This is a genomic window from Ruegeria sp. CG8 (assembly GCF_056537165.1).
Genome location: NZ_JBQFRA010000002.1, coordinates 285406 through 304991 on the forward strand (window position 1 = coordinate 285406; position 19586 = coordinate 304991).

The 19586-nt window shown below is 61.2% G+C and carries 16 protein-coding genes; 5 read left to right on the plus strand and 11 right to left on the minus strand.

What is annotated here, in order from left to right:
- Positions 1–25 precede the first annotated feature (25 nt).
- Positions 26–859 (plus strand): aminoglycoside phosphotransferase family protein, encoded by an 834-nt coding sequence (locus ACR0EF_RS07380; protein WP_170372362.1) that lies wholly within the window; start codon positions 26–28, stop codon positions 857–859.
- On the opposite strand, the gene ACR0EF_RS07385 is transcribed toward ACR0EF_RS07380, so the two are convergent.
- From ACR0EF_RS07385 to ACR0EF_RS07395, 3 genes are all read right to left on the minus strand, one after another.
- Positions 853–3342, minus strand: a complete 2490-nt coding sequence (locus ACR0EF_RS07385; protein ID WP_170338660.1) for a penicillin-binding protein 1A — start codon at positions 3340–3342, stop codon at positions 853–855. The genes ACR0EF_RS07380 and ACR0EF_RS07385 overlap by 7 nt on opposite strands.
- A 95-nt stretch (positions 3343–3437) precedes the next feature.
- Positions 3438–4658 (minus strand): N-acetylmuramoyl-L-alanine amidase, encoded by a 1221-nt coding sequence (locus ACR0EF_RS07390; RefSeq protein WP_170338658.1) that lies wholly within the window; start codon positions 4656–4658, stop codon positions 3438–3440.
- Positions 4659–4723: 65 nt separating this feature from the next.
- Positions 4724–5887, minus strand: a complete 1164-nt coding sequence (locus ACR0EF_RS07395) for a pyridoxal phosphate-dependent aminotransferase (RefSeq protein ID WP_170370644.1) — start codon at positions 5885–5887, stop codon at positions 4724–4726.
- On the opposite strand from ACR0EF_RS07395, the gene ACR0EF_RS07400 reads away from it, so the two are divergent.
- Together ACR0EF_RS07400 and ACR0EF_RS07405 are read left to right on the plus strand one after the other, a co-directional pair.
- Positions 5886–7268: a M48 family metalloprotease gene (locus ACR0EF_RS07400; RefSeq protein ID WP_170370645.1), complete on the plus strand. Its 1383-nt coding sequence runs from the start codon at positions 5886–5888 to the stop codon at positions 7266–7268. The two genes, ACR0EF_RS07395 and ACR0EF_RS07400, sit on opposite strands and share 2 nt — an antisense overlap.
- A complete protein-coding gene (locus ACR0EF_RS07405) occupies positions 7265–8023 on the plus strand; it encodes a DsbA family protein (RefSeq protein WP_170338145.1) in 759 nt (252 codons plus the stop codon). The genes ACR0EF_RS07400 and ACR0EF_RS07405 overlap by 4 nt, the downstream gene beginning before the upstream one ends.
- Positions 8024–8066: 43 nt before the next feature.
- Here ACR0EF_RS07405 and ACR0EF_RS07410 read toward each other — a convergent pair whose 3' ends face one another.
- The 4 genes from ACR0EF_RS07410 to hemA form a co-directional block, all read right to left on the minus strand.
- A complete protein-coding gene (locus tag ACR0EF_RS07410; RefSeq protein ID WP_170338652.1) occupies positions 8067–8462 on the minus strand; it encodes a hypothetical protein in 396 nt (131 codons plus the stop codon).
- Positions 8463–8742: 280 nt separating this feature from the next.
- Positions 8743–9864 (minus strand): flavodoxin-dependent (E)-4-hydroxy-3-methylbut-2-enyl-diphosphate synthase, encoded by a 1122-nt coding sequence (ispG, locus tag ACR0EF_RS07415; RefSeq protein WP_170372360.1) that lies wholly within the window; start codon positions 9862–9864, stop codon positions 8743–8745.
- Positions 9865–9936: 72 nt separating this feature from the next.
- On the minus strand, positions 9937–11157 hold the full coding sequence (locus ACR0EF_RS07420) for a helix-turn-helix domain-containing protein (RefSeq protein WP_170372357.1): 1221 nt from the start codon (positions 11155–11157) through the stop codon (positions 9937–9939).
- A gap of 129 nt (positions 11158–11286) precedes the next feature.
- Entirely contained in the window at positions 11287–12510 is a 1224-nt protein-coding gene (hemA, locus tag ACR0EF_RS07425) for a 5-aminolevulinate synthase (protein ID WP_170338140.1), read from the minus strand.
- Positions 12511–12851: 341 nt separating this feature from the next.
- Between hemA and ACR0EF_RS07430 the strand changes: the two genes are divergently transcribed.
- Positions 12852–14237: a dipeptidase gene (locus ACR0EF_RS07430; RefSeq protein WP_170370648.1), complete on the plus strand. Its 1386-nt coding sequence runs from the start codon at positions 12852–12854 to the stop codon at positions 14235–14237.
- Positions 14238–14394: 157 nt separating this feature from the next.
- Here ACR0EF_RS07430 and lpdA read toward each other — a convergent pair whose 3' ends face one another.
- Complete coding sequence (lpdA, locus tag ACR0EF_RS07435; protein ID WP_170338642.1) at positions 14395–15789, minus strand: dihydrolipoyl dehydrogenase; 1395 nt, start codon at positions 15787–15789, stop codon at positions 14395–14397.
- A gap of 211 nt (positions 15790–16000) precedes the next feature.
- Between lpdA and ACR0EF_RS07440 the strand changes: the two genes are divergently transcribed.
- The gene (locus tag ACR0EF_RS07440) at positions 16001–16432 is read left to right on the plus strand and encodes a hypothetical protein (RefSeq protein ID WP_170372355.1); all 432 of its coding nucleotides are present in this window, start codon (positions 16001–16003) and stop codon (positions 16430–16432) included.
- Here ACR0EF_RS07440 and ACR0EF_RS07445 read toward each other — a convergent pair.
- The 3 genes from ACR0EF_RS07445 to queA form a co-directional block, all read right to left on the minus strand.
- Positions 16429–17007, minus strand: a complete 579-nt coding sequence (locus tag ACR0EF_RS07445; RefSeq protein ID WP_170338132.1) for a DUF924 family protein — start codon at positions 17005–17007, stop codon at positions 16429–16431. The two genes, ACR0EF_RS07440 and ACR0EF_RS07445, sit on opposite strands and share 4 nt — an antisense overlap.
- A 108-nt stretch (positions 17008–17115) precedes the next feature.
- Positions 17116–18387 carry an MFS transporter gene (locus ACR0EF_RS07450; RefSeq protein ID WP_170338636.1) on the minus strand — a complete coding sequence of 424 codons (1272 nt, stop codon included), beginning with the start codon at positions 18385–18387 and terminating at the stop codon, positions 17116–17118.
- Between the two features lie 108 nt (positions 18388–18495).
- The gene (queA, locus tag ACR0EF_RS07455) at positions 18496–19542 is read right to left on the minus strand and encodes a tRNA preQ1(34) S-adenosylmethionine ribosyltransferase-isomerase QueA (protein ID WP_170370977.1); all 1047 of its coding nucleotides are present in this window, start codon (positions 19540–19542) and stop codon (positions 18496–18498) included.
- Positions 19543–19586: the final 44 nt, after the last annotated feature.

Here is a 19586-nt window from a genome sequence, read left to right on the forward strand (position 1 = left end):
CACCACAAGATGACCCGAAAGGCAAATGCAGCACGGACCGGAGCAGTTCCTGAAGAAATGGCATCTGGCCGACCCGCGGCTGGTGGTGGATACCGGCGCGGCGCGTGTCTGGCGGGCCAAACGTGAGGACGGGTCTGAAGTTGCGCTCAAACTCTATCGCCGCGCCGATCGCGGCAACGAGGCGCCGGGATGCCGCCTGCTGGCTGCCTGGCGCAACCGGGGCGCCGTCGCGATACTGGCCGAAGACCGCCGGGCGGTCATGATGGAGTGGCTCGAGGGTCCGACCCTCGGCGATCATGCACGGGCGGGCAACGTGGCCGACGCCCTGACACTACTGGCTGAAACGGCGCGGAACCTGCAGGCTGATCCGATGGTCGAAGTGAGCGGGCTGAGGCCTTTGGAGCAAGTGTTCGCCCCGCTTTTTGACGTCGGATTTGCCGATCAATGTACGCGGCCCCTGAAAACCGATATGAGGCGCGCCATAGCTTTGGCTCAGGATTTGCTGCAGACGCAACCCGTGCATCTCCCCCTGCATGGAGACCTGCACCCCGACAATGTCATCTTGACTGCGTCCGGCCCGCGCGTGATCGATGCCAAGGGTTATGTCGGGGATCCGGCGTTCGAACTGGCAAATGCGCTGCGGCACCCAAAAGGCATGCCGGACCTTGTGCGCGAAGTCGGGCAGATTTCCGCGTGCCTGGATCTATACGCCGCGGCGATGAATGTTTCGCGGACGCGTCTGGCCCGATGGGCGGCGGCCAAATGCGCCCTGTCCATATGCTGGCGGTCCGGCGGATCGGTCGAGAGTGACCCGGAGGCCGATCTGCTGCGCCTGTTTCTAAGCGCTGCAGATCAGTAAAGTCCGCCGCCCTGAAGATCGCCCTGGCTGGCCTTGGGCCCCACGATGATGGTCTGCCCGGTCGAGGTCTGGACCTGGCGCCCGCCATTGGTCACTTCTTCGAACAAAGGCAGATCGGACCCCATCGCAAAACCACCGTCATAGACACGGTCGATGAACCCGTCGACGCCATCACGGAAATACTCGGCCACCACATAGTCACCCGATGCGTCATCCGGCAGACGGGCACCGCTGAAACGGTCGATCTTGATGAAGTGCCCACCCGGCGGCACTTCGAACGGACCGCCGCCGTATTTCTCGACGGCCTTTTCCATAAAGCTCTGGAAGACCGGACCGCACAGCGTGCCGCCGTAAGCACCCCGCCCCATCGGGCGCGGGCGATCATACCCGATGTAGCACCCGGCAACGATGTTCGAGGTGAAGCCGATGAACCAGGCGTCCTTGGATTCGTTGGTCGTACCGGTCTTGCCAGCCGTCGGAACCGGCAGATTGACCACACGAGACGCGGTGCCGCGATCAACCACGCCCTTCATCATCGACGTCAGCTGATATGCCGTGATTGCATCCATCACCTGCTCTCGGTCGGTCACGATCGTGGGTGAGGCGTCGGGCTCCAGCCAGCTGGAGTTGCAATCCAGGCACTGCCGGTCATCATGCCGATAGATCGTTTTGCCGAACCGGTCCTGGATCCGGTCGACCAGAGTCGGTTCGACCCGCTCGCCGCCGTTGGCGAACATCGCATAGGCCGCCACCATCTTGTAGAGCGTCGTCTCCTCGGCCCCCAGCGCATTGGCCAGGTAGGGACCCATGTTGTCATACACACCGAACCGCTCCGCGTATCCCGCAACCACCGGCATCGAAACCTCTTGCGCCAGTCGGATGGTCATCAGGTTTCGCGACTGCTCGATCCCGGTGCGCAGGGGCGTCGGCCCGTAGAATTTGTTGGTCGAGTTCTTCGGGGTCCACAAGCCCTGCGGTGTGTTCACCTCGATCGGGGCGTCTACGACGATGGTCGCTGGGCTGTAGCCACTGTCCAGTGCTGCCGCATAGACGAAAGGCTTGAAGGCCGATCCCGGTTGGCGCTGCGCCTGGGTTGCCCGGTTGAACACCGAGTCCTGGTACGAGAACCCGCCCTGCATCGCCAGAACGCGGCCCGAGTTCACATCCATCGCCACGAAGCCGCCTTGGACCTCGGGAACTTGACGGGCGGACCACTGGCCCTCTTCCCCGGCAACGACCAGGATCACGTCGCCGCGTTTGAAGTTTGCCTTGAAGTCACCCTGCATCCATTTGATGTCGCTGCGCGGGATGATGCCGTCAGCCGGACCGTTCTCGATCCCTACCGTCAACTGCTGATCGGCCACATCCAGCACCACCGCGGGGTACCATTGCGTGGGCAGCACCACGTCCCGCGGAATTTCCATGATCGCCAGAGCTTCGCGCCACTGCGCTTCGTCTGCCAGTTTTTCCTCGGGGATGGTTTCACCCGTGCCGCGCCACTTGCCGCGCGACTGGTCATATTTCTGAAGCGCCTCGCGCAGGGCGCGTGCGGCTTCAACCTGCATCTCCTCGTCAACCGAGGCCCGGACGGTGAAACCACCGGTAAAGAACTCACCCTCGCCGAAGTCCTCGCTCAGCTGGCGGCGGATTTCGTCGGTGAAATAGTCGCGCGGTGGCAGTGCGGTGCGGAAGCTTTCGAAATCACCGTTCTGAACCGAACGCAGCGGTTGCGCCACTTCAGTCTCATAGGTTGCCTGATCGATATATCCGTTCTGATACATCTCGCGCAGCACGTAGTTGCGGCGATCCAACAGACGCTGTTTCTGGCGCACCGGGTGATAGTCCGAAGGCGCCTTGGGCATCGCAGCCAGCGTCGCGGCCTCATGCGGGGCCAGTTCCTGCAAAGTCTTGTTGAAATACGTCTGCGCAGCGGCGGTCACGCCGTAGGAGTTTTGGCCAAGGAAGATCTCGTTGAGATACAGCTCAAGGATCTGTTCCTTGTTCAGCGTTTTTTCCAATCTGGTCGCGAGGATGATTTCCTGAATCTTGCGTTCGACCCGCCGGTCGCCGGACAGCAGGAAGTTCTTCATCACCTGCTGGGTGATGGTCGACGCGCCGCGCAGCGTCTCACCCTTGGATTGGACCGCCTCGATCCCGGCTGCGATGATCCCGCGCGGGTCGTACCCCTGATGCGAATAGAAGTTCTTGTCTTCCGCCGAGATAAACGCGTGCTTCACGAGGTCCGGGATTTCTTCGGACGGGGTGAACAGGCGGCGCTCCTGCGCGAATTCGTCGATCAGTTGACCCTTGCCCGAATAGATACGGCTGATGGTGGGCGGTTTGTACTGGGCCAGCGACTCGTGGCTGGGCAGGTCGCGGCCATACATCCAGAAGACCGCGCCAATCACCAGCGCGACCATGAAAATACCCAAGGTGACGAGGCTGAAAACCGCCCCGAAAATCGAAAGAATGAACCGGATCACGTTGCTGCCTTTTGTTCGCGGTGACGCCTATATAGTGTCGCTGCACCCAAGGGTCAAAACACACGGGCGCATTCTAGCCACTTTGCGCCGCAGGGTCACTGCCCAATCAAGCCGCGGCGGATCAGATCCTGCTGGCGCCAGGCTTCAAGACCTTGGTGAATTCCTTGCGCCATTCCGATGCGCCACTCGGGATTTACGAGGTTTTTCAAGTCTCTGGGGCTGGAGATGAATCCGATCTCGACCAGAACCGAGGGAATGTCGGCAGCCTTGAGGACGGAAAACGACGCACTGCGGATCGGGCGCCGATTCATGGGGCCGCCCTGCTGCCCCATGCCGTGCGCAAGCGCATGGGCCAAAGCTTCCGAGCGCGGCTGGGTCTCCTGCCGTGCCATGTCCAGCAAAACGTCAGCAATCTGGTCGTCCGAGCCGCTCAGGTCGATACCCGCGATCAGGTCGCTGCGGTCGTGCCGTTCTGCCAGTTTCTGGCTGGCCACGTCCGAGGCCTCATCGGAGAGGAAATAGACAGTGGCCCCATGAGCCTGCCCTTCGGACAATGCATCCGCGTGCAACGAAATGAACACATCGGCGCTGGCCCGATGGGCCAGAGATATTCGGCGTTCGAGCGACACGAAGTGATCGTCCACCCGGGTCATCACGACCTCGTATCCGCCAGCGCGCAGCAAGTGTTCCCGCAGTTCGCGCGCAAACGTGAGCATCAGGGTTTTTTCGTTAACGCCACCCGATTCCGCGCCGGGGTCGATGCCACCATGCCCCGGGTCCAACATCACGCGCAGCGGTCTTTCGCCATCTCGCGGCACGACCGGGGGCGTGACGGCAGGCGCAGGCAAATCCCAGCCCGGATTGCGCGGCGCACCCGCGCTGGCGGCAAAATTGTCGAAATCCGTACCTTTCAGATTCAGCGTCAGAACCGCGGCCCCGCTGTCGGGGTCCACGCGCATGGCCGCCTTATCGACGGCCAAGGGCGCCCCCAAATCCAGCACCATCCGGGACCATCCGGGCACATAGGCGCCGAACTGGACCCCGCTGATCCGACGGGTCTGCAACAGCTTGGCCCGATCAAGGCCGCTCCAGTCGACCTCCTGGAAATCGATGACCATACGGTAAGGGTCTTGAAGCGTGAAAACGCGATACGGGACGCCCTGACTGAGCCCCAGCTCAAGCGTCACCCCCGCACCCTTGCCGTCAGTGATCCGGCTCTGCTCGGGCAGGACCCGCGCCAAGGCGTTGAATTCCTGCGCCCAAACGGCTCCGGCCAGCGCCCAAATCAGCGCACATACGAAGAAGATCCTGCTCATGGCCTCAAGTTTTCCCGAGATCGTTTGGCAGGAGCCTATCGCAGCGTGGCCGCTTTGTGAACGCCTCAGGTCGACTTCTGCGCCGTCCGGCGATCCGCCATAAAGCTGCGCAGCCGTTCCAGGCCCTGCTCGATGTCTTCGGTCGACTGGGCGTAGGAAAAGCGCAGGGTCGTGTGGCCGCGCGCCGGGTCGAAATCCAGCCCCGGCGTCACGGCGACGCCGGCTTTGTCCAAGATCTCGGCGGCAAAGGCGCGGCTGTCCTGGGTCAGGTCCGAGACATCGGCATAGACATAGAACGCCCCGTCCGGGGGCGCGATGTTGGTGAACCCGGCCTCGGGCAGGCCCTTCAGCATCAGGTCGCGGTTGCGGCGATAGACGGCCAGGTTGCCCTGCAGTTCCTCATCGCAATCCATCGCGGCCAGCGCGGCGACCTGGCTGGCATGGGGCGCACAGATGAACATGTTCTGGGCGATACGCTCGACCACCCGCACCTGATCCTCGGGCACCACCATCCAGCCGACGCGCCAGCCGGTCATCGAGAAATACTTGGAAAACGAGTTGATGACATAGCACTCGTTGGTCAGCTCCAGCGCGGTCACGGCCTTGGCCTCGTATTCCAGCCCGTGATAGATCTCGTCGCTGATGAACGAGGCCCCCTGCCCTTGCGCAGCCTCGATCAGCGCGCCCATGGCGGCGTGATCCAGCATGGTTCCGGTCGGGTTTGCGGGCGAGGCCACCATCAGCCCCTGCAGGTCGAGCCCGGCAAAGTCCTGTGGCACGGGTTGCAGGCGGTTTTCCGGCGCAGTCGGCAGATCGACCGGCACCAGACCCAGCGCCCGGAGGATCTGACGATAGGACGGATAGCCCGGCGCGCCGATCCCCACACGGTCACCGCTGTCGAACAGCGCGGTGAAGGCCAGCAGGAATCCGCCCGAAGATCCGGGAGTGATGACCACCCGTTCGGGGTTCAGATCAACGTCGTACCACTCGCCGTACATCCGTGCGATGCGTTGCCGCAGCGCCGGCAGACCCAGCGCGACCGTATAGCCCAGCGGACCTTGCCGCATCGCCTTGGCCAGCGCATCCAGCGCGCCTTGCGGGGCGCCGGTTCCGGGTTGGCCGACCTCCATGTGGATGATGTGGCGCCCGGCCTCTTCAGCACGGCGCGCGGCCTCCATCACGTCCATCACGATGAAGGGATCAACGCCCGACCGGGTTGAGTTTCGCATGCCCATCTCCCATGTTGCGACCATGGCTTTTGAACGCGGATCCAGGCTGGCGTCAATCCCGGCAATTCTGCTGGCGGTGACGCTGTGGATGGCGTCGACCGCGCAGAGCCACGCGCAAAGCCTGATCCGCGACCCCGATATCGAACACGGGCTGCGCGAACTGGCCTTTCCGATCTTGCGCGCCGCCGGCCTGAACACCAACCGCGTGCGGGTGATGGTCGTCAAGGACGGGACGTTCAACGCGTTCGTCATCGACTACAACACGATCTACCTGAACCACGGACTGATCCTGACGGTCGACAGCCCCGAGATGCTGCAGGCCGTGATCGCGCATGAGGCGGCCCATATTGCCAACGGGCACCTTGCCCGCCGGGCCGAGAACCTTCGGGCGGCTCAACGCGCGGCCGGTTTTGGCACCGCGCTGGCTCTGATTGCCGCCGCTGCGGGCGGCGGAGAGGCCGCCGCGGGCATTGCCGCCGGCACCCAAGGGGCCGCAATCCGCAGTTTTCTGGGCCACACGCGGGCCGAAGAATCCTCGGCGGATCGCAGCGCCGCCAGCTACCTGCGTTGGGCCGAGATTTCTCCCATCGGCATGGTCGAATTGCACCGCAAATTCGCAGGCCAGGAATTGCTGAGCGAGATCAATCAGGACCCCTATATGCGCTCGCACCCGACCAGCCGTGAACGCCTGCGCGCTGCCGAGGAATTTCTGTACCAGTTCGGGGATCGGGCGAAGTCTAACCCGAATGCCGACTACTGGTTTGCGCGAGTCAAGGGCAAGCTGTCCGCGTTTCTGCGCTCTCCCGGCTGGACCCTGCGGCGGGCCAAGGAAGAAACGGCGCAGGATATTCGCCTGATGCGCGAGGCCGCCGCCCATCATCAGAACCGCAACCTTTCGGCTGCGCGGGCGGCCATTGATGGTGCGCTGGCGATCCGCCCTGACGATCCGTTCTATCACGAACTGAAGGGGCAGATCCTTTTGGAGAACCTTCGGGTCTCGGAGGCGGTCACGGCCTATGCCAAGGCGTCCGAGCTGGCTCCGACCGACGCATTGATCATGGCAGGCTACGGGCGCGCGCTGCTTGCTGACGGACAGACGAAAAAGGCCCTGCAGGTGTTGGAAAGCGCACGCGCCCGCGACTACCGGAACGGCCGCCTGATGCAGGATCTGGGAATGGCCTATTCAAAGGTCGGCAACAACGGTATGGCATCCGCCGTCACTGCCGAACGTTTCGCTCTTGAGGGGCGTCTGCTGGATGCCGGAATTCACGCAAGACGAGCCATCGGTCAGTTGCCCGAAGGCTCGACGGGTTGGCAACGGGCACAGGATGTGCTGATTGCCGCAGAACAAGCTGAGAAATCGAAAAGGAACCGGAAATGATCCTCAGACACGCAGCACCTGCCCTTCTGGGGCTTTCCCTGATTGCCGGTCCGGCCAATGCGCTGGATCTGTCCTCGATGACCGAATCCGAAAGAGCAGAGTTCGGAGCGCAAGTGCGGGAATACCTCTTGGAAAATCCCGAAGTCATTCTCGAGGCGATCAACATACTGGAGCAGCGCAACGCTGCCGCCGAAGCACAGGCCGACCAGCAATTGATCGCAGAAAACGCCGACGAGCTGTTCAATGACGGCTATAGCTGGGTCGGTGGCAACCCGGACGGCGACATCACCCTGGTCGAGTTCATGGACTACCGCTGCGGATACTGCCGCCGCGCGGTCCCCGAAGTGGACGCGCTGCTGGCCGAGGATGGCAACATCCGCCTGATCATTAAGGAATTCCCAATTCTGGGCGATGCGTCTGTTCTTTCGTCGCGCTTTGCCATCGCCACCAAGCAGGTCGCCGGGGATGACGCGTACAAGCAAGTCCATGACGCCCTGCTGGAATTCACGGGCGAGCCTTCCGAGGTGACGCTGCGCCGTATCTCGGACGGGCTGGGACTGGACAGTGACGCCATCCTTGCGGCGATGGACAGCGACGAAGTGACCGAAGAAATTGCCAAGACGCGGGCACTGGCACAGCGCATGCGGATTTCGGGCACCCCATCCTTTGTTCTGGGCACCGAGATGCTGCGGGGCTTCCTGCCTGCAGATCAGATGAAACAGATCGCTGACGGTGTGCGGGCTGAACGCGGCTGAAGCAGCTGGGGCGGCCTGATCGCCGCCCCGTTGAAACGACGCCCTAGTCGTATGGATACGGGGCGTCGCATTTCATCGACACGACCCAAGTCGGAGTTCCAGTTTTTCTGAATTGGGTCGCCGGCACGGATTTGCCACGAATGCCTGATGGAATGACGTCACGCCCCTGCCGTTTGCTTTCAGCCAGAATTGCCTGCAGGTCCTGGGGATTGTCGTATTTGCGAATACCGGTGTTTTCAGAAATTGGGCCGGTTGGGCAGTAGGTCGCCCGGGCGATCTGTTTTGCCAAATCATAGGCCGCCTGGGCATCCTGACCGGTTTTGAAAGATACCGCGACCCGAGACGCCAGCTGCGGGTCGACATTCATGATCGGGGTCAAACGGCCCCGCGGCTTGCCGGTTCCACCCGGGCTGAGCCGGACGTCTGCGCGAGTCGTCACTCCGTCATTTCCGAAACCGGACACATGCACCGACATATACCCAAGTTGCGTCCCCGGTGCAGACTGCGGAACTGGAACACTAAAGAAACCTGGGCGTTTGTCCGACCCGGTAGAGGGGCTGCTGCACGCAGAAAGAAGGACGACAGCAAACGCCGTCACGAAAGGCATTGGTTTCAAAGAATCGAACTCCGGTCCATGTCAGTTGGCATCGCGATTGATACCGAGAAAATGGTCCTAAAAATGGCTTATGAAGAATTAGTTCCGGATCGAAGTTAAAGTACTACTCCGCAGCTTCTGCAGCAGCGTCCAGCTCAGCCGCCTTGTTTTCCACCTGCTCGACGATGTGGTCGATCATCTGTTCGTTCGACATCTTGTGGCTGGCCTTGCCCGCCAGATACACCATGCCCGATCCTGCGCCGCCGCCGGTAAAACCGACATCGGTCATCAGCGCCTCACCGGGGCCGTTCACGACGCAGCCGATGATCGACAGGCTCATCGGTGTTTTGATGTGCTCCAAGCGCCGCTCCAGCGTCTCGACCGTCTTGATCACGTCGAACCCCTGACGTGCGCAGGACGGGCACGAGATGATGTTCACGCCGCGGTGGCGCAGGCCAAGAGACTTGAGGATCTCGAACCCGACCTTCACCTCTTCGACCGGATCGGCGGACAGGCTGACGCGGATCGTGTCGCCGATGCCCATCCACAAAAGGTTGCCCAGCCCGATGGCCGATTTGATCGTGCCGCTGACCAGCCCTCCGGCCTCGGTGATGCCCAGATGGATCGGGGCGTCGGTGGCCTCGGCGATGCCCTGATAGGCCGCAGCCGACAGGAACACGTCGCTGGCCTTCACGCTGATCTTGAATTCGTGGAAATCGTTGTCCTGCAGGATACGGATATGTTCCAGCCCGCTTTCCACCATCGCTTCGGGGCACGGCTCACCGTATTTCTCCAGAAGGTGCTTTTCCAGACTTCCCGCGTTCACGCCGATGCGGATCGAGCAATTGTGGTCGCGTGCGGCCTTGATGACCTCTTTCACCCGCGCCTCGTCACCGATATTGCCGGGATTGATGCGCAGGCAGGCGGCACCAGCCTCGGCGGCCTCGATGCCGCGGCGGTAGTGGAAATGAATGTCGGCCACAATCGGCACCGGGCTTTCGCGCACAATCTCCTTCAACGCCTTCGACGACGCCTCATCAGGAACAGAGACGCGCACGATATCAGCCCCCGCCTCTGCCGCAGCTTGTACCTGCGCCACGGTTGCGGCAACATCGGTCGTCAGCGTGTTGGTCATGGTCTGAACGGCAATCGGCGCGTCGTCGCCCACCGGAACGTTGCCGACCATGATCTGGCGGGATTTGCGGCGATAGATGTCGCGCCAAGGGCGCACATGGTTCAGAGACATGAAAACGGATCCGCGTCAGCCTGGAGTCTGGCCTTTAGATAGTCCGGGGGCAAGCCCGCCGCAATGGCAAGATCACTCTGCCGACACCTCGGCGGATTGTGTCTGAAGCTCGGCCACCAGCTGTTTGAGCGCAATGTTTTGTTCAGCCTCAAGATCCGCCACGGCATAGGTCTCGGCCACAGCGTCCTTGGACAGAACCACACCCTTGGCGACGGTTCCCGGTGCACCGGCCGGCCCATAGAGCTCGCCGTTCATCGAGAAATACACGTTGCCCGACGCTCCAGCCCGCAATTGCGGCGGCTCTTCCGTCAGGGGAACTTCAAAGCTCTTGCCGTTTTCTACGGTTCCCAACGTACCTTCGAAGATCACGCTGCCATCCGCTGCGGTGACCCGCATCCAGGCCGGTTCGACCGCGACGATTTTCAGCGACGTGTCGACCTTCTCGACCACCTGCGGAAGGGTCGCGGCAGTTCTTTCGACGGTATGAATCTCAGCCAGCGCGATTTCCGGAACTTCCGGCGGACGGAACGTTCCAACGGTCCGCGGATCGAGGGTGGAAATCGGGGCATCCCGCGCAACCATCACCGGTACATCCAGTGCTTGGGGGCGGTAAAGACGGTCCAGCGCTTCGGGGCTGGGAATTTCAGCGGCCGCAACCTCGGTCGTTCCAGACTCGGTCCGGATGGCCGACAGCGGGTCAAGATCGGACAGCACGACCGGGGCCTGTTCGACGGGCGAGACCTGAACCTGCTGGATCTTGTTCAGAACCGACCAGCCGCCATATCCGATCCCGGCAATCAGCGCGAGGAGGACAAGCGACGAGCCTACGGCGCGCGGCTCGATCTGGCTAAACACGGACTCGCGGCCGGGAATGTAGGGCGTGTTCGGCGAAATGAACGGATCGCGCCCCATCGGGCCACGGTTCGGAAGGTCCCCGACCGATTTCTTGACGACCGATGCCTGTGCGGACATTCCATGGGCCACTTCGAACCCGCTTTCCTTGCAGAACGCGGCAAAAGTGTCGTCAGGGTTCATCCCCAGATAGCGGGCGTAAGAACGCACATACCCGGCAATGAAGCCGGGTGTGTCGAATGCGTCGGGATCGGCATTCTCGATGGCAGCGATGTAGTTGGCCTTGATCCGCAGTTCGCGCTGTACGTCGAGAAGAGACTTGCCCATCGTCGCGCGCTCACCGCGCATCACGTCGCCAAGCCGTACTTCGTAGTCGTCGAACCCCTTGGGCCTGACGTCCACGCCTTCTTCGGAATTGCGCTGTGTCCTGCGCCCAATCATTCCTGCTGCCCCATTCTGCCCATCGCGTGTTTCACGCTAACGGCGAATCGTCCCCATAACGATTCGTCCGCTACTTTTGTTAGCGTAAGCTTAACACGCGGCAAACAAGTTGCACATGTCGGCGTTAGGTTAACCAGCAAGTTCGGCGCGATTTAGCGCACAATGTGACCAAAGTTCGTCCATGGCCTGGACCAAGCGGTTCATCTCATTGGGTCCATGGACCGGCGAAGGCGTAAAGCGCAGCCGTTCCGTCCCCCGCGGAACGGTCGGGAAATTGATCGGCTGCACGTAGATCCCGTAGTCGTCCAGCAGCATGTCGCTGAGCTTTTTGGTGTGCACCGGGTTGCCAACGATCACCGGAACGATGTGGCTGCCGTGATCGATCAGCGGCAAGCCCAGACCCTTCAGTCGCAGCTTGAGTATTTTGGCCTGGGTCTGATGCTGCTCACGCAGTTCGGGCGCTGTCTTGAGATACGCCACCGAGGCCGCAGCACCGGCCGCGACCGATGGTGGCAGCGAGGTGGTGAAGATGAAGCCCGGCGCATACGAGCGGACAGCATCGCACATCTTCGCGCTTGCTGCGATATACCCCCCCATCACGCCGTAGGCTTTGGCCAAAGTGCCATTGATGATGTCGATCCGGTGCGCCAAGCGGTCCCGCTCGGTCACACCGCCACCGCGCGGGCCATACATGCCAACTGCGTGCACTTCGTCGATATAGGTCAGCGCGCCGAATTCGTCGGCCAGGTCGCAGATCTGTTCGATCGGACCGAAGTCGCCATCCATCGAGTAGACCGACTCGAACGCGATCAGCTTCGGCGCCGCCGGATCGTCGGCTTGCAGCAGCTCGCGCAGGTGCTCAACGTCATTATGACGGAAGATCCGCTTGGCCCCGCCATTGCGGCGGACCCCTTCGATCATCGACGCGTGGTTCAGTTCGTCGGAATAGATGATCAGCCCGGGAAACAACTTGGGCAGCGTGCTGAGCGTGGCGTCATTTGCAATATAAGCGCTTGTGAACAGCAGGGCCGCTTCCTTGCCGTGCAGGTCGGCCAGCTCGGCCTCGAGCCGCTTGTGGTAGACGGTCGTACCCGAGATGTTGCGCGTCCCGCCAGAGCCCGCTCCGGCTGCGTCGATCGCCTCGTGCATCGCCTCCAGCACGACGGGGTGCTGCCCCATGCCAAGGTAGTCGTTGCCGCACCAGACGGTGATGTTCTGCTGTGACCCGTCCGGACGCGTACGCACGGCATGGGGGAAATGTCCGTTGCGGCGTTCGATGTCGATGAAGGTCCGGTAACGGCCTTCGTCGTGCAGCCTGGCAATCGCTGAGTCGAGCTGAGCAGTGTAGTCCAAAGGACCCTCCTTCGTGACCCCGCCGCAGGGTGATTGCACGGCAAGGCTGTGTTCCGATGCGTATCATAACCGAATTTTCGGCCGCATCCGCGCCTATTTTCAGGTTTCCTGCCTAACGCCCAGACAGGGGTCGCAACTTTGATTTGCATCAATTATCGCCTTGAACCCGCAGCGACAAGTAAAGTTGAGACCATAAGGCGCGAGGAAACGACGCAGGTTACGTCCCGTTTCGCGCAGAAGGTTTCCGATCAGACGCGCGTTTTCCCGTCGCTACGGGCTGGACGGCGCTGCCAGCGCTGTTAGGGTCCGCCGCAATAACTCATCCATTCAGGAGTACACCCATGTCGCTTGACGCCACTCTGAGCAAAATCGACTCTGACCTCTCAGCCTCCATCGAGCGGCTGATGGAGTTTCTGCGAATCCCGTCGATTTCCACCGATCCGGCCTTCAAGAAAGACGTGGACAAGGCGGCCGACTGGTTGGTCGACGATCTCAAAAGCATCGGGATCGATGCGAAAAAGCACCCGACCCCGGGCCACCCGATGGTCGTAGGCCATGTCGGCGACGATGCGGACGCCCCGCACGTGTTATTCTACGGCCATTACGATGTGCAGCCCGTTGATCCCTTGGACCTGTGGAACCGTGACCCGTTCGACCCGGCGCTGGAAGAAACAGAACACGGTCAGGTCATCCGCGGACGGGGCTCTTCGGATGACAAGGGCCAGTTGATGACATTTGTCGAAGCTTGCCGCGCCTGGAAGGCGGTCAACGGCAAGCTGCCTTGCCGCATCACATTTTTCTTCGAAGGCGAAGAGGAGTCCGGTTCACCTTCGCTGGTCCCATTTCTCGAGGCCAACAAGGAAGAGCTGAAGGCCGATCTGGCGCTGGTCTGCGACACGTCCATGGTCTCACGCGGTGTGCCCTCGATCGCATCGCAACTGCGCGGCATGCTCAAGGACGAATTCACCATCATCGGTCCGCGCATCGACCTGCATTCCGGCCATTACGGCGGCCCCGGCTTGAACCCGCTGCGGGAAATCTCGCGGATCGTTGCCTCGTTCTACGATGAGGAAACCGGACGGGTCGCAGTGGAAGGTTTCTACGAAGGGGTCCACGAAGTCCCCGCCGAGCAGCTGCGCCAGTGGGAGAACTGTGGTTTCGACGAGGCCGAATACCTCAACTCGGTGGGTTACACGCAACCTCATGGTGAGAAAGGGTACTCGACCCTGGAACAGCAATGGGCGCGCCCGACGCTGGAGATCAACGGGTTGTGGGGCGGCTACAACGGCGCCGGTTCGAAAACGGTGATCCCCAGCCAGGCGCACTGCAAGATCACCTGTCGCCTGGTCGGTGAAATGGACCCGGACAAACTGCGCGACAAGATCCGGAAGCATGTTGAAGACCGGCTCTCGCCTGACGCCAAAGTCGTCTGGGACGATGATCTCGAAGGCTCCCCCGCATCCGTGATGAACCTGGATCGCCCGGAATTCGAAGCGGCACGCGCCGCACTGTCCGACGAATGGGGGCGCGAAGCCGTTTTCACCGGCATGGGAGGATCGATCCCGGTGGTGGGGTATTTCAATACGGTCCTGGGTCTGGATTCAATGTTGGTCGGCTATGCCAACGACGATGACGCAATCCATTCGCCCAATGAAAAATACGACGTGAAGAGCTTTCACAAAGGGATCCGCTCGTGGACCCGAATTCTGGACGCTCTGAGCCGATAGCCGCGAATATCGCAAGGCGCTGCCTTGCGCTCCGGGATACTCCGAGCCGGGTGAAGCGCGGATGCGAACTTCATCCGGCCGGCGGTATCCCGGCGTGTCGCGGGCAACGCGGCCGGGGGCACCGCCCCCATAAGCCGCAGCCCGCGGACAGACCGTTTTACATGTGGATCACGCGCCCGTAGGCGTCCAAAACCGATTCATGCATCATTTCCGACAAGGTCGGGTGCGGGAAGACTGTATTCATCAGGTCTTCTTCGGTAGTCTCCAACTGGCGACCGACGACATAGCCCTGAATCAGTTCGGTCACTTCCGCACCAACCATATGGGCGCCCAGCAACTCGCCGGTTTTCGCGTCGAATACGGTTTTTATCATGCCTTCCGGCTCGCCCAATGCAATTGCCTTGCCATTGCCGATGAACGGGAAGCGGCCCACCTTGACATCAAAGCCAAGCTCCTTGGCCTTGGCCTCGGTATAGCCAACCGACGCGACCTGGGGATGACAATAGGTACATCCAGCGATGCTCTCCGGTTTCACGGGATGGGCATGTTTGCCAGCGATGAGTTCTGCGACCATCACGCCTTCGTGGCTGGCCTTGTGCGCAAGCCAAGGCGCCCCGGCGATGTCGCCGATTGCATAGAGGCCATCGACCCCGGTCCGGCAGTATGCATCCGTCACCACATGGGTGCGGTCAATTTTGACGCCCAGCGCCTCAAGCCCGAGGTTCTCGACATTTCCGACGATCCCAACGGCGGAGATGACAGTATCGAAGTCGTGCTTTTCGACCTTGCCGCCGGTTTCGATATGAGCCGTCACCTTGCCTTTGCCGCGATCCAGCTGCTTGACCATGGATTTCTCCATGATCTTCATGCCCTGTTTGACAAAGGATTTCTTCGCGAACGCGCTGATCTCGGCATCTTCGACCGGCAAGACCCGATCCATCACTTCGACCACGGTCGTGTCTGCGCCCAACGTATTGTAGAAGCTGGCAAACTCGATCCCGATCGCTCCGGACCCGATAACAAGCAGCTTTTTCGGCATCCGGGCCGGTTGCAGCGCATGTTTGTAGGTCCAGACCAGATCGCCGTCTGCCTCCAGGCCCGGCAACTCGCGCGCCCGGGCACCGGTGGCCAAGATGATGTTCTTCGCCGTCAGCTCCTCGGTGCCCTTGTCGGTCTTGACCGTCACCTTGCCTTTCGACGGGATTGTCGCCTCGCCCATCACGACGGTGACTTTGTTCTTTTTCAGCAGATGACCGACGCCGCTGGTCAGCTGCTTGGCAACCCCGCGCGAGCGTTTGACGACCGCGTCCAGATCGTAACCGATCTTGTCCGCACTCAGACCGAAATCCTTGGCGCGCTCCATCAGGTGGAACACTTCGGCCGACCGCAGCAAGGCCTTGGTCGGGATGCAGCCCCAGTTCAGGCAGATGCCGCCCAAATGCTCGCGCTCGACCACGGCGGTCTTGAGGCCCAGTTGGGCCGCACGAATGGCAGCCACATAGCCGCCGGGGCCCGCACCGATTACGATCAGATCAAAGGATTGTGCAGCCATGTTTACCTCTCGGCGCAGGTCGATTGAAAACTAGTTTACCGTTAAACTATTTTTTTGAACGCATCAATATGCTGCCCCGCGACATATGTGACGCAGGGTCATCAAAACAAGAGCGCGCGGTATTCAGCCTATACCCCGCGTCCGTCGAAGGCTAGAAAAGACCTGCGACCATGTTCGAATTTCGGATCTGCAGATTTTAGGGAAACCAATCATGGCCAAGACTCTCAAAGACTTGTTGCTTGCCCTTTTGAACGCCACACTGATCCTTGTGGCTCTGTGTCTGTTCCTTGGTTGGAAGCTGGCGCGAAGCGTCGAGAATATTCAGGACAACTTCAGAGAAAGCCTGCAAATCGTTCAGCCGCTGCGTGAACAGGCGCAGGGCGTCCGAGAGGATCTTGCAAGTCTGCGCGCTGATCTGTCCGGTATTCGCATCCTGGGAGATGATGAGCCCGAGTTGAAGCAGAAACTTCAGCAGGCGCTGGTGCGATTGGACGAGGTCCAGGCCAAGCTGGAAACCACGCAGGCTCGCCTCAACGAACTGGTCGAAAACCCTCAGCTACTGATTGATTACGCAATCACCACGGCCGTCGATGCCACAACGACCAGGCTGATCGAATTGCGCGGATGTGGAGAGGCGGCCTAACCCGCCGCCTGCAACTCACGCACCGTTGTGCCGTATCCACCGCCGCTGACATATGCGGCTTCGGGTGCCGTCGTCTCACGGGCAAGCGCGGCGTTGCGGTACGGGAAACGCCCGAACTTGCGGATCACCTCGCGATGGGCGCGGGCATGCAGCAGATTGCTTGCACCATGTTCCGGCATGCGCTGGCACATCAGGCGCACACAGCGCTCCTGATCGCACAGGTTCTCTGAGTGCATCATCGGCAGGTAGAAGAACTGTCGGGCTGGCTCGTCGATCTTCAGATCCCATTCCTTGTCGACGGCACATTTCGCTGCTGCCAGTGCCGCCTTGTCGGATGAGAAGGCTTTGCCGCTGCCTCGGAACATGTTGCGCGGAAACTGGTCCATGAGGATGATATAGGCCAGAGATCCGCTGGGATATGTCAACCACAGAGAGAACTTACCCTCGCACGCGGCTTGCCATGTCTCAAGGAAGCGGTCCCGTATCTGCGCATCCAGCGCTTCATCTTCGCGGTACCACCCCTCGGGGCCTACTTCATCCAACCAGAAACTCAGTACTTCTTCAGGACCAACCATTGCCCTTGACTCCGTCTGTTCCCCCCCGAGGGACGTAACGTCATATAAGTCGGTTTTACAGACTTGTTACAGTAACATATTGCAACATTGACGACATAAATCCGGCGGTCAGGCAGGTTGGTGTTCTTCCTCTTCGTCCTGCGCGGCTTCGATCGCGACTTCTTGCGCAACTTCCAGTGCGACCGGCGATGCCGTCGGGTACAGCGGCGACATGGTGCCAGTCTCGTCCACGGGCACCGAGGCCCGCTGGGTCATCCGGTAGACCGCATAGACCGCCATGGCAAACAGTAGTGCGGCAATGAACAGGAAGAAGCCGGACGGCCCGAACACGGCATCCCCCATCAACCAACCGGTGATCAGCGGGCCGGCAATTGCGCCGAGCCCGTTGATGAAAATCAGCCCGCCGGACGCGGCCGCCATATCTTCGTGCTCGAGGTAGTCGTTGGTGTAGGCGATCAGCAGGGAATACAGCGGATTGGACATGCCGCCGATGACAAAGGCCGCAGCCAGCAAAACCGGGAAGTCGACCCCGAAAACCATGCCCACCGCCGCACTGATGCCGCCCACGACCGACACCAGCAGGATCAACAGGCGCCGGTCCATACGGTCCGAAAACCAGCCCAACGGGTACTGCAGAACCAAAGCGCCAATGTAGAATGACGCCACGAAGGTTGAAATCTCGACCAGCGTCAGCCCTGCCCGCGCGCCATAAACCGCGGCCATGCCGAACTGAGCCGAGAAGATGCCACCCAACAGGAACATGCCGACACAGCCCAAGGGCGACGTGTCCATCAACTGCCTGAGCGTCATCGGCTTGGTCGTATCAAACGCCGGGGTCGGAGAAATCGACAACAGGATCGGTGCAAAGGAAACGGAAACCAGGATCGAGGCAATCACAAAGGTTTCGTACCCGGCCGGGTCACCCGCAAGCATCAGTGCCTGAGCGCTGACAATGCCGATCATCTGGACGATCATGTAAAGCGACAAAGCCTGGCCACGGTTTTCGTTGCTCGCGGCGTTGTTCAGCCAGCTTTCGGCGGTCACGTAAACGCCGGAAAAGCAGAACCCGATCACCACACGGCCCAGCGACCACGCGATCGGATCGGTCAGCATCGGATAGCTGATCATCACGGCAGAGATGAAGGACGCCAGCGCCGCGAAGACCCGCACGTGCCCGACCCGCCGTATCATCTCGGGTGCAAGACGCGATCCGCCCAGAAAGCCCACGAAATACGCGGACATGACAAATGACATCTGCAGGGTCGAAAACCCTTCGATCTCGCCCCGGACACCCAACAGGGTGCCCTGCAGGCCGTTGCCGATCATCAGCAGACCCATTCCGAGTAGAAGCGCCCACGCGCTGGCAAGTACCTGAAGCATGTTTGCACTCCAAATCCGCTGAACAATGGCTTTCGTTAAAGGATCAAACGATGTCCCGGTCGCGCTTGTCTACGACATTCACCAGATTCGATCCCGCGATCCCGCCCTCTAAGGGATCAAAAGCGACGCGTCACCATAGGAAAAGAAGCGATAACCACTTTTGATCGCATGATCATAGACCCTCAGCATCCTGTCCCGTCCCATCAGCGCCGAAACCAGCATCAGAAGCGTCGATTTCGGTAGATGGAAATTGGTCATCAGCGCGTCGGTGACCTGAAACTGGAAGCCGGGGTAGATGAAGATGTCGGTCTCCCCCTCCCAAGGCTGGATCGATCCATCGCGCGCGGCACTTTCGATCAGTCGCAAGGCCGTGGTGCCAACCGGGATGACGCGACCACCCGAGGCTTTGGTCGCCTGAATCTCGGCTGCGGCCTGCGGGCTGACCTGTCCCCATTCGGCGTGCATCTTGTGGGTCGTCACATCCTCGACCTTGACCGGCAGGAACGTTCCGGCCCCGACGTGCAGGGTAACATGGGTGAACTCGACACCTCGATCCGCAAGGGCCCGCAACAATGGCTCGTCAAAGTGCAGAGAGGCGGTCGGTGCCGCCACGGCCCCGGCCTGCCGTGCCCAAACGGTCTGGTAATCGGTCTTGTCACGCTCGTCCGCCGGCCGTTTGGCCGCGATGTAGGGGGGCAAAGGCATTGCTCCGGCCTGCTCGAGCGCCCGGTCGAAATCATCGCCCTTCAGATTGAAGCGCAGATGGGCCTGGCCGTCGGCGACCCCTTCCAGAACCGCGCTGAGGTCGTCGGAGAACACGATCTCTTCGCCCACCCGGATCTTCTTGAGCGGTTTCAGCAATGCGCCCCAGGTGCCGTCGGCGCGTGGCTCCAGCAAGGTGGCCTCGATCGCAGCCGAGACCGGACCCTGGGCGCTGTCACGGTGACGCCGGCCGCTCAGTCGGGCCGGGATGACGCGCGTGTCGTTCAGCACCAGCCGATCACCGGGGCGAAGCCAGTCGGGCAGGTTGAACACCCGATCATCCGAGATCGCATCACCCTGTGCCACCAGCAGGCGCGCCGAAGACCGCGGACTGGCGGGCCGCGTGGCAATCAGGTCATCAGGCAGGTCGAAATCGAAATCACTCAGCTTCATGGCCGCGCCATACATCGCCCGAACAGATTCGGCCACACTCTGCG